The organism is [Roseibacterium] beibuensis, from assembly GCF_039542305.1.
In the GTDB taxonomy this organism is placed as follows: domain Bacteria; phylum Pseudomonadota; class Alphaproteobacteria; order Rhodobacterales; family Rhodobacteraceae; genus Roseibacterium; species Roseibacterium beibuensis.
The window spans coordinates 513,619-527,588 of record NZ_BAABHW010000001.1 but is presented as its reverse complement, the minus strand read 5'-3'; the positions used below and the strand labels follow the sequence as shown (position 1 = coordinate 527,588).

At 65.7% G+C, this 13,970-nt stretch carries 9 protein-coding genes; 3 read left to right on the top strand and 6 right to left on the bottom strand.

From position 1 onward, the window contains the following. Positions 1 to 2 precede the first annotated feature (2 nt). The 6 genes from malQ to ABD923_RS02605 form a co-directional block, all read right to left on the bottom strand. Positions 3 to 1,919 (bottom strand): 4-alpha-glucanotransferase, encoded by a 1,917-nt coding sequence (gene malQ, locus ABD923_RS02630; RefSeq protein ID WP_259546835.1) that lies wholly within the window; start codon positions 1,917 to 1,919, stop codon positions 3 to 5. Then, positions 1,912 to 4,005 (bottom strand): glycogen debranching protein GlgX, encoded by a 2,094-nt coding sequence (gene glgX / locus ABD923_RS02625; RefSeq protein ID WP_259546836.1) that lies wholly within the window; start codon positions 4,003 to 4,005, stop codon positions 1,912 to 1,914. The genes malQ and glgX overlap by 8 nt, the downstream gene beginning before the upstream one ends. Then, positions 4,002 to 5,429, bottom strand: a complete 1,428-nt coding sequence (glgA, locus tag ABD923_RS02620) for a glycogen synthase GlgA (RefSeq protein WP_259546837.1) — start codon at positions 5,427 to 5,429, stop codon at positions 4,002 to 4,004. The genes glgX and glgA overlap by 4 nt, the downstream gene beginning before the upstream one ends. Beyond that, a complete protein-coding gene (gene glgC, locus ABD923_RS02615; protein ID WP_405048274.1) occupies positions 5,426 to 6,694 on the bottom strand; it encodes a glucose-1-phosphate adenylyltransferase in 1,269 nt (422 codons plus the stop codon). Before glgC ends, glgA begins: the two co-directional genes overlap by 4 nt. A 179-nt stretch (positions 6,695 to 6,873) precedes the next feature. After that, positions 6,874 to 9,252 (bottom strand): glycogen/starch/alpha-glucan phosphorylase, encoded by a 2,379-nt coding sequence (locus ABD923_RS02610; RefSeq protein ID WP_259546838.1) that lies wholly within the window; start codon positions 9,250 to 9,252, stop codon positions 6,874 to 6,876. Positions 9,253 to 9,449: 197 nt separating this feature from the next. Further along, on the bottom strand, positions 9,450 to 11,747 hold the full coding sequence (locus ABD923_RS02605; RefSeq protein ID WP_345229410.1) for a xanthine dehydrogenase family protein molybdopterin-binding subunit: 2,298 nt from the start codon (positions 11,745 to 11,747) through the stop codon (positions 9,450 to 9,452). Positions 11,748 to 12,081: 334 nt separating this feature from the next. Between ABD923_RS02605 and ABD923_RS02600 the strand changes: the two genes are divergently transcribed. From ABD923_RS02600 to ABD923_RS02590, 3 genes are all read left to right on the top strand, one after another. After that, the gene (locus ABD923_RS02600) at positions 12,082 to 12,633 is read left to right on the top strand and encodes a YeeE/YedE family protein (protein ID WP_259546840.1); all 552 of its coding nucleotides are present in this window, start codon (positions 12,082 to 12,084) and stop codon (positions 12,631 to 12,633) included. Positions 12,634 to 12,636: 3 nt separating this feature from the next. Next, positions 12,637 to 13,227, top strand: a complete 591-nt coding sequence (locus tag ABD923_RS02595) for a YeeE/YedE thiosulfate transporter family protein (protein ID WP_259546841.1) — start codon at positions 12,637 to 12,639, stop codon at positions 13,225 to 13,227. Positions 13,228 to 13,406: 179 nt separating this feature from the next. Next, positions 13,407 to 13,958, top strand: a complete 552-nt coding sequence (locus ABD923_RS02590; protein ID WP_222188602.1) for a GbsR/MarR family transcriptional regulator — start codon at positions 13,407 to 13,409, stop codon at positions 13,956 to 13,958. Positions 13,959 to 13,970 lie beyond the last annotated feature (12 nt).

The following is a 13,970-nucleotide window of genomic DNA, read 5'->3' as shown; positions in this document are numbered from 1 at the left end:
GTTCAGCGTTTATGCGCCGCCATGATCCGCGCGGCGCGGGCGATGCGAGGGTCATTCCCTAGGTCGGCCGCACCGACGGGAAGGCGCTGACGCCAGTTCGGGTATTCGGTCGTGGTCCCCGGCAGGTTCGGTTGCGGCACGATGTCGAGGGCGCATTCGACCTGCACCATCGCCAAGGCCGAGCGCGTCGCCCCCAGCGCATGGTGCATCGCATCGACCGAGGCCGGATCCGTCCCCTCCGGCGCGACCTTTGCAGTCATCGCATCGAAAGCCGCGACCTCGACCTTGCGTCGGTCGAGTTCCTCTTCCGCGAAGCCGGGCATGATATGGCCCAGATCGCGCCGTGTCGTGACCTCGTGCCCTTGCCGCCAGCCTTTCCACGTCGGCAGATCGTGGGTCGAGAAACTGGCGATGGACCGCCGCCCGAACGTCTCGGGCGGGCGAAAGGCCGGCGCATCGCCCGGCAATCGTTCGAACAGTTGCAAGCGGCAACTCAGGATGCCGGAGGCTGCCAGCCTGGCGCGCAGCCCCCTTGGCACGTTGCCCAGATCCTCGCCCACGACAATCGCGCCTGCCCGGGCGGCCTCCAGCCGGACCACGGCCAGCATCGCCTCGCGCGGCATCTGGACATAGGCCCCCGCCGCCCCCTCGGGCACCCAGAACGCGCGGTCGAAGCCGAGGATATGGTCGATCCGGACCGCCCCCGACAACGCCATCTGGCAGCGAAGCGTCTCAGCCAAGGGGCGAAATCCCTTCGCGATCAGCGCATGCGGGTTGAACGGCGCAAGACCCCAGCTTTGCCCATCGGCGGCAAACGCATCGGGCGGCGCCCCGAGAGAGGCGCCGATGGCAAAGCTCTCGCGGTCTTCCCAGGTCTCGGCGCCAGCCGGATGGGTCCCCACCGCAAGGTCGAGGTAGAGGCCCAAGCCCATGCCTGCTGCCTTGGCCCGGTTGTTGGCCGTCTGCAACCCTTCATGCGCCCGCCATTGCAGCCAGGCGTGGAAGGTCACGGCATCGCGCAACCCGGCCTGTGCCTGCGCCACCTCGGCGCTGGTCGGGTCCTGCAAGGCAGCGGGCCACTCCGTCCAATAGGCCCCGTATTGGTCCGACAGCGCCTGATGCAGGGCGAAGCGGTCGAGCGCCGCGCCCTCGGCTTTCCTGAATTCGGAAAACCCGGGATCGCCCCCGGCCTCTTGGAAGGCGGCGAACGCCCTCTGCAAAGCGGCCCGGCGCTTCGGGATCTCCGTGGCATAGTCGACGGTTGCGCCGCCGGCGGAGGCCGTTTGGCCCTCCGCGACATGAAAGACGCTGAGCCGGCGGCGATGGGACGGCGTGTAGGGGCTGAAGCCCCCGGGATCGTTGAAGAAACCGGCATGGATCGGGTTGAGACCCAGAAACGCCGCCCCTTGCCGCGCCAGACCTTCGCCCGCGACGGCCAGGTCCTCGTAATCGGCCAGGCCGCCGATCTCGGCCGGGCGCATCGCGTGAAGCGGCGCCATCAGCCCCCAGCAGCGCGGCGGTTCGGGCAGACGCCGTGGCGCCACGATCAGCGTGCAGACGGATGGGCCGACCCGCAGCGCGTGCAACCCCAGCGGCAGGCCCGGCAGGGTATCCCCCCACCCTTCGCATGCGGCGCCGTCTTCCAGTTGCAAGGACCAGTCCGCACCGGTGGGGACCAGGTTGCGCAGCGGTTCATCCGGCACACCGACGGCCCAGGCCGGCAGGCGGCCCGCGGTCGCCTCTGCCTCGAGCGCATGGAGGCGATCCGCGGCCTCGGCCTCCGTCGCGGCAGGCAGCCCCATCGCGGCCAGCAAGGCCCGCATCGTCGCACGCCCGGTCCGACGCCGCCGCCCCGTCTGATCGGTATAGGACGGAACAATCCCCGCCCGGACCGCCAGCGCCGACAATGCGTCAGCCATCCCGCGCCTCAAGCACACAGACGGTGACCGACGGACCTGCGACCTCCACCGTATCGCCCACTTCTTCTGCGCCGAACCACGCGGCGGCGCTGTCGATCCTGCGCGACCAGAACCAGCCCTCGGTCGGATCAGGCAGGGTCACACGCACGCCCTCGTCCCCGGCATTGAAGACGAGGAACAGGGCTTCTTCACGCTCGGCATAGGCCGGGCTGCCCGAGGCCATGCGCAACTCGGCGCAGAGCACGCGACGTTGGTCATCGTCCCAGTCGTCCTGCTCCATCGGCGCGCCATCCTCGCGCCACCAGAACAGGTCCTCGACCCCGTCCACCGCGCGTTCCTGGCTGTGCAGGAAGCGTTTCTGCCGCAGGATCGGGTGCGCCTTGCGAAACGCGATCAAATCACGGGTGAAGGCGCGGAAGTCTTCATCGGCGTTGTCCCAGTCGATCCAGCTGATCTCGTTATCCTGGCAGTAGGCGTTGTTGTTGCCAATCTGGCTATGCCCGACCTCATCGCCGGCGAGGATCATGGGCGTGCCTTGGGACAGAAGCAGCGTCGCCATCATGTTGCGCCGCCGCCGCCCCCGCGCCGCGATCACGTCGGGATCGTCGCTTGGACCTTCCACCCCGAAATTGTCCGAGAAATTCTCGCCATGCCCATCGCGGTTGTCCTCGCCATTGGCCGCGTTGTGCCGCTCCACGTAGGACACGACATCGGCCAGCGTGAACCCGTCATGCGCCGTCAGAAGGTTGACCGAGGCCGTGGCGGGCCGCCCCGAATGGTCGAACTGCACCGCCGATCCGGTCAGGCGGTCGGCCAGCTCCGGCACCATGCCGGCATCGCCGCGCCAATAGCGGCGCACGCCGTCGCGAAACTTGTCGTTCCATTCCATGAAGGGCGGCGGAAAGGCCCCCAGCTGGTAGCCACCCGGCCCGATATCCCATGGCTCGGCGATCAGTTTGACCTCGGTCAGAACCGGGTCCTGCCGGATCGCGTCAAAGAAGGCCGCCCCGCGGTGAAAGCCGTGATCCGTGCGCCCCAGCGTCGAACACAGGTCAAAGCGGAACCCGTCCACATGCATCACCTCGACCCAGTAGCGCAGGCTGTCGAGGATCATGCGCAAAACCATCGGGTGATCCACGTTCACCGTGTTTCCCGTGCCCGTGTCGTTGATGTAGCTGCGCCCGTCCGAGGCAAGGCGGTAGTAGCTGAGGTTGTCGAGCCCGCGGAAACACAGGGTCGGACCGGCCTCGGACCCCTCGCAGGTGTGGTTGTAGACCACGTCGAGGATCACCTCGATCCCGGCCGCGTGGAGCCGGGCGACCATGTACTGGAACTCGGCGATCTGGCCGTCCGTCAGATAGCGGGGCTCGGGCGCGAAAAAGCCAAGCGTCTGGTAGCCCCAGTAATTCGTCAGCCCCTTTTCGACGAGGAAACGGTCATTCAGAAATGCCTGCGACGGAAGCAACTCGATCGCCGTGACGCCGAGATCGGTCAGGTAATCCAGCACCACATCCGACCCGAGCGCAAGAAAACTGCCGGGGTGATCGGCGCCCGGGAACCGCTGCGTGAAGCCTTTGACATGCGCCTCGTAGAGGATCGTTTCGGCCTCGCGCCTGCGCGGGGCACGATCCCCGCCCCATGAAAAACTGGGGTCCTCGACCGAGCAGCGCGGCATGTAGGGCGCACTGTCGCGCTTGTCGAAGCTCAGGTCCTGGTGGCTGTGGCCCACCGTGTATCCCATCAGCGCGTCATGCCAGCGCGGGTGGCCCGTGAGACGCTTGGCATAGGGGTCGATCAACAGCTTGTTGTAGTTGAACCGGTGCCCCTGGTGCGGGGCGTAAGGACCCTCGGCGCGCAAGCCGTAAAGCTGCCCCGGACGCAGGCCGGAGACATAGCCATGCCACACGTCGCCGTCGCGTTCGGGCAGATCCAGGCGGTGTGTCTCGTGCTTTCCGTCCTCGGAAAACAGGCAGACCGTGATGCGCGTGGCATGTTCCGAGAACACGGCGAAGTTGACGCCCTCGCCATCGAATGTCGCGCCGAGGGGCGCCGCGCGGCCTTCGGCCATCGTCAATTGTGCGGTCATGCGGGGGTGGCTACCTCGTGATAAAGCCGGGCATAGGCGGCGGCCGAGGCCTCCCACCCGACGGGCTGGGCCATCGCGTTGCGCTGCATCCGGGCCCAGGTCGCCTTGTCCTGGTAGAGTGTACAAAGGTCGAGAAGCCCCAGCGCAAGGGCGTGGGACGTGAGCGGGTTGATCTGGATGCCCGTCGCCACCCCCTTTGCCAGGGCGGCGGGGTTGGCCGGGATGACGGTATCTGCCAGCCCCCCGGTCAGAGAGACCAGCGGAATCGTCCCGTAGCGCAGGGCATAAAGCTGGGTCAGGCCACAAGGTTCGAAGCGCGAGGGGACAAGGATCGCGTCCGCCCCCGCGATCAGGCGGTGCGACAGCCCTTCGTCATAGCCAATATGAACCGCGACGTTCTCATGATGCGCCGCCTTGCGGAAGGCCGCCTCCAGCTTGGCCTCGCCCGTGCCAAGCAGGATCAGTTGCCCGCCCTGATCGACAAGGGCAGGCAAGGCCTCGATCAACAGGTCGAGCCCCTTCTGCTCGGTCAGGCGGGAGACGACGACGCAAAGCGGGCCACCGGCCTCGGGCAAGCCGAATTCCCAGCGAAGGGCGGCCTTGTTCCGGGCCTTGCCGCGCGGGGTCTTGAATGGTGCGGCGATCAGGGGGTCGGTCGTAGGATCCCAGGCCTCGGTGTCGATCCCGTTCAGGATGCCCGCGAGATCGCTCGCCCGGGCCTCGATCACCCCATGGAGGCCGGCGCCAAACTCGGGCCGGGTCAATTCCCGCGCATAGGTCGGCGAGACCGTTGTGATCTTGTCGGACCAGACCAGGCCCGCCTTCAGAGCATCCACCTGCCCCCAGAATTCGAAACCTCCGTCCTGCACGAAATCCGCCGGGTCGAGCCGGAGCGTCGACAGTTTGTCCCGCGGCGCAAGGCCGTGGAAGGCGATGTTGTGGATCGTCAGGATCGTGGGGAGCGCGCTGCCCTGTTTCTTCAGGTAATAGGGCGCGAAACCCGCCTGCCAGTCATGGCCATGCAAGATATCGGGCCGCCATTTGCCCGCCCCTTCCATCGCGACACGCGCCGCCATCCAGGACAGCGCCGCGAAGCGTTCGGGATTGTCGGCCCAATCCGTTCCGCCCGGCCCCGTGTAAAGCGAGCCATCCCGCTCGAACAGATGCGGCGCATCGAGGACCAAAAGGTCGATACCCGCCGCCTTGGCGGCAACCACACGGCCCGCGCCGCCGAAGAGGTCACTCTCTTCCAGAACGGTTTTCGCCTTGCCGATGGCCCGCATCACGCCGGGATAGCCGGGCAGCATGACCCGCATCTCGACGCCCGCCTGCCCCATGACGCGCGGCAGCGCGCCCACCACGTCGGCAAGCCCCCCCGTCTTGACGAAAGGCACGCATTCCGAGGCGACCGACAGAACCTTCATCCGAGCGCGGCCTGACGCTTTTCCAGCATTCGCTTGGTGATCAGGGTGACACCCCCCTCGGACACGCGGAACCACTTGGCGTCCTCTTCCGGGTCCTCGCCCACGACCAACCCCTCGGGGATCTGGACGCCACGGTCGATCACCACCTTGGTCAGCCGCGCATGGCGCGCAATATTGGCGTGCGGCAGGACCACCGCCTGATCGAGGCTGGAATAGCTGTTGGTATGGACCATGGTGAACAGCAGCGATTGCCGGATCTCGGTGCCGGAAATGATGCAGCCGCCCGACACAAGGGAACTGACAGCGATGCCGCGCCGGTTTTCCTCGTCATGAATGAACTTGGCGGGCGGGACGATCTCGGAATAGGTCCAGATCGGCCAGTTATGATCCCAAAGGTCCAGATCGGGGGTGAAGCCGGTCAGGTCCACATTCGCCTTCCAGAACGCATCGAGCGTGCCGACATCGCGCCAATAGGCCGGCGCGTCGGAGGCGTGGCGCACGCAACTGTCGAAAAAGCGATGGGCCATCGCCTTGCCATTCTTCACGATGTCGGGGATCAGGTCACCGCCGAAATCATGGCTGGAATTCGGATCCTCGGCATCGGCGATCAAGAGCTCGCGCAGGAACTTCCAGTCGAAGACGTAAATCCCCATCGAGGCCAGCGCGACGCCGGGATCATCCGGGGTGCCGGGCGGGTCGGCCGGTTTTTCCAGAAAGCTGGTGATCCGGTCGTTGGCATCCACCCCCATCACGCCGAAGGCCGTGGCCTCTTTGCGCGGCACGGTCAGGCACCCCACGGTCACATCCGCCCCCGTCTCGACATGCTGTCGGATCATCCGTTCGTAATCCATCTTGTAGATGTGATCACCCGCAAGGATCAGGACGTAATCCACCCCGTAGCTGTCCACGATGTCGATGTTCTGCGTCACCGCATCGGCGGTGCCCAGATACCATTGGTTCTCGGCCACGCGCTGACTGGCCGGTAGAATATCGAGATACTCGTTGCGCTCGGGCCGGAAAAAGCTCCAGCCGCGCTGGCAGTGGCGTATCAGGGAATGCGCCTTGTACTGGGTGGCAATGGCCATCTTGCGAATGCCGGAATTCAGGGCGTTCGACAGGGCAAAGTCGATGATCCGCGCCTTGCCCCCGAAATAGACCGCCGGCTTGGCGCGGTTGTCCGTCAATTCCTTGAGGCGGCTTCCCCGCCCCCCGGCCAGAACGAAGGCCATGCTTTTGCGCATCAAACGTGAAGAGCTGTCGACCATGGATCGTGGTCCTCCCTGTTCCGGGTCGTGGCGTCCACCGGGGGGCCGCCGATGCGACAGCCCGACCCGGCGATGGGATTCCCCAGCCGTGAAAAAGCTGTCACCGCCAAATACATCCAGCACCAGCCTAGGGAAACGCCGGGCAGTTGCAACCGCTCCACACCGCAGGTCGCCGCCGATCAGATGACCGGCTCCGCGCCCCAGACATCGGCCATGTAGCCCCGGATCGTCCGGTCGGACGAGAACCAGCCCGAGCGCACGGTGTTGCGCGCGGCCATCCGCGTCCAGCCATCGGCATCCCGGTAAGCGGCATCCACCTCGCGCTGCGCGCGCCAGTAATCCGTGAAATCCGACGACACGAGGAAGTAATCCGGCCCGGACAGGTTCTGCACGATATGGGCATAGCGGTCAGGCTCCTCGGCGCAGAACGTGCCGTCGCGCACGGCGGCCAGCGCGGCGGCAAGGCGCGGGTCGACAGCGATGGCCTTGGCCGCATGATCCTTGATCTTGCGTCGCGCCACGACCTCGTCCGCCGTCATCCCGAACAGGAAAAAGTTCTCTTCCCCCACCCGTTCGCGGATTTCCACGTTCGCGCCGTCCAGCGTGCCGATCGTCAGGGCACCGTTCAGCGCGAATTTCATGTTGCCGGTGCCCGAGGCTTCCTTGCCCGCGGTCGAGATCTGTTCCGAGAGATCCGAAGCCGGGATCAGACGCTCGGCCAGCGTCACGTTATAATTCGGCAGGAACACGATCTTGAGCTTGTCACGCGTCACCGGATCGGCATTCACCACCTCGGCCACGTCGTTGATCAGGCGGATGATGTCCTTGGCGAAATGATAGCCCGGCGCGGCCTTGCCCGCGAAAATCTTGACCCGCGGGGTCCAGTCCGCATCGGGCGCGGCCCGGATCGCTTGCCACAGCGCAATGGCCTCGAGGATATTGAGATGCTGACGCTTGTATTCGTGCAGGCGCTTGATCTGCACGTCGAACATCATCGCGGGGTCGAGGGCGATGCCATGCTCGGCCTCGATCCACGCGGCAAGGTCCGCCTTGTTGGCGCGCTTGGCCTCGGCATAGGCCGACAGGAAGCCCGCGTCGCCGACATGCTCTTCCAGCCTGGACAATTGTTCGAGGTCACCGACCCAATCCTCCCCGATCCGCTCGGTGATCAGGCTGGCCAGCCGCGGGTTCGACGACAAGAGCCACCGGCGCGGCGTGACACCGTTCGTTTCGTTCACGATCCGGTCCGGGTGAAGCGCGTTCAACTCCTTGAACACGGTCGATTTCATCAACTCGGTATGCAGGGCCGACACCCCGTTGACGCGATGCGCCATGACAAAGCTCAACTCGCCCATCTTCACCACGCCGGGTTCGCGGATCGTCACGCTGCTTGACGGGTAGGTCGCGCGGTGCGCCTGGTCGATCCGGTCGATGATCTCGAGGTGCCGCGGCAGCAGACGCCCGAAAAGATGGTCCGACCAGCGCTCCAACGCCTCGGGAAGCAGCGTGTGGTTGGTGTAGCCCAGCGTGCTGCGGGCAAGGTCCATTGCCTCGTCGAAGGGGATGCCATTGTCATCGTGCAGCAGGCGCACCAGTTCCGGCCCGGCGATGGCCGGGTGGGTGTCGTTCAACTGGATCGCCACCTTTTCCGGCAACTTGCGCAGATCGCCATGCTCCATCTCGAAGCGTCGCAGGATGTCGGCCAGCGAGGCGGCGGTGAAGAAATACTCCTGCTTCAGCCGCAGTTCCTTGCCGATCTCGGTCGTGTCGTCGGGGTAGAGCACCCGGCTGATCGTGCGGGCCATCGCCTCGGGCGTGGCAGCGCCGACGAAATCGCCCCGGTTGAAGCTGTCGAGGTCGAACGCCTCGACCGGTTTGGCCGCCCACAGGCGCAGCGTGTTCGCCCAGCGCCCCTGCCAGCCGACGATCGGCGTGTCATAGGCCGCGGCGATCACCGCCTCGGCCGGGTCCCAACCGGCATCACGGGCATCGCCACCGAACCCGATCCGATAGCGCGCCTCGGGGCGCTCGAATTCCCAGGCGTGATGTTGCTGCAACCAGGTTTCAGGCAATTCCACCTGCCGACCATCGACAAAACTTTGGCGAAACAGACCGTGTTCGTATCGGATGCCGTATCCATGGGCGGGCACCCCGAGGCTGGAGAGCGACTCGAGGAAACAAGCCGCCAATCGTCCCAATCCACCGTTGCCCAGCGCCGCGTCCGGCTCATTCGAGATCACTTGCCAAGGGTCGAGGCCAAGCGCGGTCAGCGCCTCGCAGGCATCGTCGAGCAGCCGCAAGTTCACCAGCCCGTCCTGCAAAAGCCGCCCGATCAGGAATTCCATCGACAGGTAGTAAACCCGCTTCGCCCCCGCCTCGTAGCTTTTCCGGGTCGAGGCGAACCAGCCGTCCACGATCCGGTCCCGCACCGCGAAAGACAGGGCCATGCGCCAGTCGTAGGTCGTGGCGTGGTCCGCATCCTTGCCCATCGTGTAGGTCAGGTGATGCAGGATCGCCGCGCGCATGTCTTGCGTCGTGAATGTCGTTGAAACCGTCATGGCGTCTACCTTCGAAGAGTACATGGCACGATATGCATCCTGCCTTCTTTAACAGCGTGCCCCCCGATGCAAGCGCATGGCGCCAAAACGGCGGACACACCGGGATTATTCGGCACCTGTGTCGAGAAAGGCCGACAGTTGGATCGCGATTGCGGGCCTGTGTCTATTCCTCGGGCACTGCTGAAACGCGGCCAGTCTCACTTGCGTGCGGCCCGGATCGCCTCCCAGATTGCCGAGGGCGTGGCCGGCAGGGTGACATGGTCAACCCCGAGGGGCGCCAAGGCATCCGCGATGGCCGAGGACAGGACCGGCAGCGCGCCGACCGTTCCCGCCTCGCCCACGCCCTTGGTGCCCAGCGTGTTGGACGCGGTCTCGACCGAGGCCGTCTGCGCGTTGAAAAACGGCAGGTCGCTGGCGCGTGGCATCGCGTAATCCATGAAGGACCCGGTCAGAAGCTGGCCGTCCTCGTCATAGCGGATCGCCTCCATCATGCCCTGGCCAAGGCCCTGCACAATGCCCCCATGGATCTGGCCTGCGACCAGAAGCGGGTTGATGACCTTCCCGATATCCTCGAGGGCGGTGTAGCTGCAAATCTCCATCTCGCCGGTCTCCGGGTCGATCTCGACCTCGGTGATGTGGCAGCCGTTGGGGAAGCTTGGGCCTTGCGTGGCCTCCCAGCGCTCGGCTGAAACTGTAAGGTCATCCTCGGCCAGGAGACTCTCCAGCGTGATCGCCCGGTTCGTTCCCGGCAGCTTGAAGGTGCCATCCCCAAAGGTCAGCGCCTCTGCCTCCGCGTCGAGGTGCCGGGCAGCGTGAACGGAGAGTTGCGCGATGAGATCCTCGCACACATGCACCAGGGCACTGCCCGCCGCGCCAAGACTGCGGGAGCCGAAGCTGCCGGTCCCCTTCGGCACCACGCCGGTATCGCCCGAAAAGAGCGAGACCTTCTCAAGACCAAGCCCGAAAGCATCCGCCGCGATCTGGGCAAAGGCCGTGTCATGCCCCTGCCCCGCATCGCCCGTCCCCAGCATCAGGCGGCAGCCCTCGGGCGACAGGGTGGCCGAGGCATATTCCGGCATCGGTTTTGCCGGAGGCCCGCCCGCGATCTCGATCGTGTAGGCCAGCCCGGCGCCGCGCAGCTTGCCGCGTGCCTGCGCCTCTTGCTTGCGCGCCGCGACACCGGCCCAGTCGGCCGCCTGAAGCGCGCGGTCGAAAAGCGCCGGGAAATCGCCGCTGTCATAGACATAGCCCAGCGCCGTTTTGCGCGGCAGTTCCTCGGGTTGCAGCATGTTGCGCCGGCGCAGCTCGACCCGGTCGATGCCGGTCTCGCGCGCGGCGATGTCGATCATCCGCTCGATGATGAAGGAGGCCTCGGGCCGCCCGGCCCCACGATAGGCTGCGGTGGTTTGCGTGTTGAGGTGTACGCCCTCGACCGCGACGCGGATCGCCGGGATGCCGTAAACACCCGTCACCGAGGCGATGTTGTTGAAGCTCGACAAAAGCGATGTCGCGTTGGCATAGGCCCCGATCCCCGCCACCACGTCGACCGAGAGCCCAAGGAACCGCCCTTCAGCATCCAGCGCGAGGGTCGCCTCGGCCACCTGCTCCCGCGCCTGCGGGTCCGAAAGGAACGCCTCGGATCGGGTCTCGATCCAGCGCACGGGCCGCCCGAGTTGCCGCGCCGCCACCAGGATCGGCGGATACTCCGGCATGCCACCGTTCTTCATGCCGAAGGTGCCGCCGCAGTTCTCGGACACGACGCGCACATCGCCCTCGGGCACGCCCATCTGGGCGGCCATGGCTTCGGCCAGGCGATGGGTGGCCTGCGTTCCGGAGGTCATGACGTAACGCCCGGTCTCCGCGTCCCATGACCCGATCGCGCCGCGCGGTTCCATCGACACGGCGGTGACGCGATTGATCGACAAGCGGCGCGTGACCCGGTGCGCGGCCGTGTCCATGGCATCTTGCGTGGCCGCCGCATCGCCCAGTTCGACGCGAAAGATCCTGTTGTCCGAAGCCGTGGGCCAGACCGCGGGGCCGCCCTTGGCCTTGGTCAGGTCGGTGTTCGCGGGGCGATCCTCGAACTCCAGGTCGACCATTTCAGCGGCATCCATCGCCTCGGCCAGCGTCTCGGCCACGATGGCGAGGATCGGCTGCCCCAGGTGATGCACCTCGTCGCGGGCCAGGGCCGGAAAGGTCGGCGCGTGCAGGTCGCCGACCAAGAGATGCGGCGGAATCGCGGGGCTCGGAAACGGCTTCACCCCGGCGGCATCGAGCGTGTCGGCGTCGATGACGGCCAGCACCCCCGGCATTTCGCGGGCCCCCGCGGCGGCCAGCGCAACGATCTTGCCCGCGGCCACCGGGCTGCGGACGAAGACGAGATGGGCCGCGCTGTCCGGCGTCAGGTCGTCGGTGTAGCGACCTTCTCCGCGCAGCAGGGTAACGTCCTCGCGACGTGCGACAGGGCGTCCGACAAGCAATTTCCCATCCCCCATGAGTGGCGTCGTTTCGGTCAAAGCTGATGCCCAACCCCTCGATTTCAAGGCAAACCCGCCGTGGCGGCACCAGGTCATCGCGCTCCGCGTCTCCCAACGGCAGTCATGTCGCGCTCCGCGATTTCCGTCAAGGAAGCCGCGTCGGCGGGGCCGGTATGCCATAGGGCGAAAGACTGCCTGCCTTGGGCCGATGATCGCCCCGGACCCGAACCCTCCACGCGGTCACAGCGTGCAGGCGCGGGCATCCCCCGATGACATTGACCGGGATCAATGCGATGCATTGTCAATAATCGTATTAGACAACAATAAAATTTCACGAAGGGAGATATGCAACATGGCACTCAACTGGAAAACGGGCGGGATACTGCTCGGCGTGGTGTTCTTCCTCGCCGTGGCACTCGTCAAGCCGATCGGGGTCTCGACCCAGTTCGTCATCCTCGACGGCATCCTCTGGAACGCGGTCGACAATTCGGTCGTCACCGCAACGGAGGAAGGCGGCTACACCTCGACCAACGCCTACCTCGCGCGGTCGAACGGCAAATACGCGGCCTCGGTCGCGAACCCGTTCAACTACAGCTTCGTCTTCGTGCTGGCGATGATGGCGGGCGCCTTTGCCTCGGCGATGGCGCGCGGCGGCGTTGGCGCCTCGGAACGGAGCATGCCGCAGGTCTGGCGCGACAATTTCGGCGACAGCACCCTGAAACGCTACGCCGTGGCCTTTGCCGGCGGCTTCATCGTGCTTTACGGCGCACGCCTCGCGGGCGGCTGCACCTCGGGGCACATGATGTCGGGCATGATGCAGACGGCTGTCTCGGGCTACATCTTCGCCGCGGGCGCCTTCCTCGCCGCCATTCCCACCGCGCTTGTGCTGTTCAAGGAGGCCTGACCCATGACGAGCATCATTCTCGCCCTCGTGATCGGGGCCGCCTTCGGCGCGGTGCTGGATCGGATCGGGGCCACGAACCCCAATTATATCAGCAAGATGCTGAACCTGACGAACCTGCACCTGATGAAAACCATCCTTCTGGCGATCGGCACCGGGTCCATCCTGATGTTCGGCGGCCAGATGATCGGCATCATCGATGTCGGCCACATGTCCGTGAAGGCCGCCTATATCGGCGTGTTCATCGGCGGGCTTCTGCTGGGCGGCGGCTGGGCGTTGTCGGGCTACTGCCCCGGCACCGGCGTCTGCGCAGCCGCCTCGGGCCGCAAGGACGCGTGGTTCTTCGTGGCCGGCGGCCTTCTGGGCGCAGCGGCCTACATGGCGACCTACCCGATGTGGGACAACTCCGGCCTTCTGGAAAACATCCTCGGCGGCAAGGTCACGCTCGGCACGGTGCCCGGCTCGGACTATGCCGGCTTGACGGCCATCTCGGGTGATATCCTCGGGATCGTTCTGGGTGCCGTTTTCGTTCTGGTGGCGTTCCTTCTGCCCGAACGTCCATCAGCCGCACGCGGCGAGGTTCAGCCAGCGGAATAACCACTCCCCAGCTTGACGGCTATCGGAACGGGCGGCGCAAGAGCGTCGCCCGGTTTCGTTTCGGGGACACCCCAATTCTTTCATCGGAAAATAATGTCGCAGGCTGTTGAGGTGCCCCGGCGCAGGCCTACCTCTGTTTCAGAAATTTCTGAAATCTCTGCGCGAACAGGATTTTGGGCATGAAAACAACGCCTCTCTTGCAGGAGTTCATCCTGCATTTCGGAGAGATGGGCAGCCGGTGGGGCATCAACCGCACCGTGGGGCAGATCTATGCCCTTCTGTTCCTCTCGTCCGAGCCGCTGAACGCGGAAACGATCACCGATGCGCTCGGGATCAGCCGGTCGAACACCTCGATGGGCCTGAAAGAGTTGCAAAGCTGGAACCTTGTCCGGCTCAAGCACATCCCCGGTGACCGGCGCGACTATTTCACCACCCCCGACGACCTGTGGGAGATCGTGCGCACCCTCGTCGCCGAGCGCAAGAAGCGCGAGATCGACCCGACCCTGACCAAGCTGCGCGAATTGGAGATGCAAGGCCCCGCTGGCGACGACTACGCCGAGGCCCGCATCGCCGAGTTGCGCGAGTTGATCGAGATGATGACCGGCTTCTACGCCGAGTTGGACCGGCTTGAGACGGACCGGCTGGTGAAGCTCATGACGACGGGCCGCCGGATCGCGGGCCTGATCGACAAGACCGGCGGGGTCATCCCGGCCCTGGCGAAACGCAAGTAGCGGACGAACGAC

Excerpts from the sequence above, each read along its gene's own strand:
- malQ (WP_259546835.1), bottom strand. The coding sequence starts at position 1,919 with ATGGCTGACGCATTGTCGGCGCTGGCGGTCCGGGCGGGGATTGTTCCG.
- glgX (WP_259546836.1), bottom strand. The coding sequence starts at position 4,005 with ATGACCGCACAATTGACGATGGCCGAAGGCCGCGCGGCGCCCCTCGGC.
- glgA (WP_259546837.1), bottom strand. The coding sequence starts at position 5,429 with ATGAAGGTTCTGTCGGTCGCCTCGGAATGCGTGCCTTTCGTCAAGACG.
- glgC (WP_405048274.1), bottom strand. The coding sequence starts at position 6,694 with ATGGTCGACAGCTCTTCACGTTTGATGCGCAAAAGCATGGCCTTCGTT.
- ABD923_RS02610 (WP_259546838.1), bottom strand. The coding sequence starts at position 9,252 with ATGACGGTTTCAACGACATTCACGACGCAAGACATGCGCGCGGCGATC.
- ABD923_RS02605 (WP_345229410.1), bottom strand. The coding sequence starts at position 11,747 with ATGGGGGATGGGAAATTGCTTGTCGGACGCCCTGTCGCACGTCGCGAG.
- ABD923_RS02600 (WP_259546840.1), top strand. The coding sequence starts at position 12,082 with ATGGCACTCAACTGGAAAACGGGCGGGATACTGCTCGGCGTGGTGTTC.
- ABD923_RS02595 (WP_259546841.1), top strand. The coding sequence starts at position 12,637 with ATGACGAGCATCATTCTCGCCCTCGTGATCGGGGCCGCCTTCGGCGCG.
- ABD923_RS02590 (WP_222188602.1), top strand. The coding sequence starts at position 13,407 with ATGAAAACAACGCCTCTCTTGCAGGAGTTCATCCTGCATTTCGGAGAG.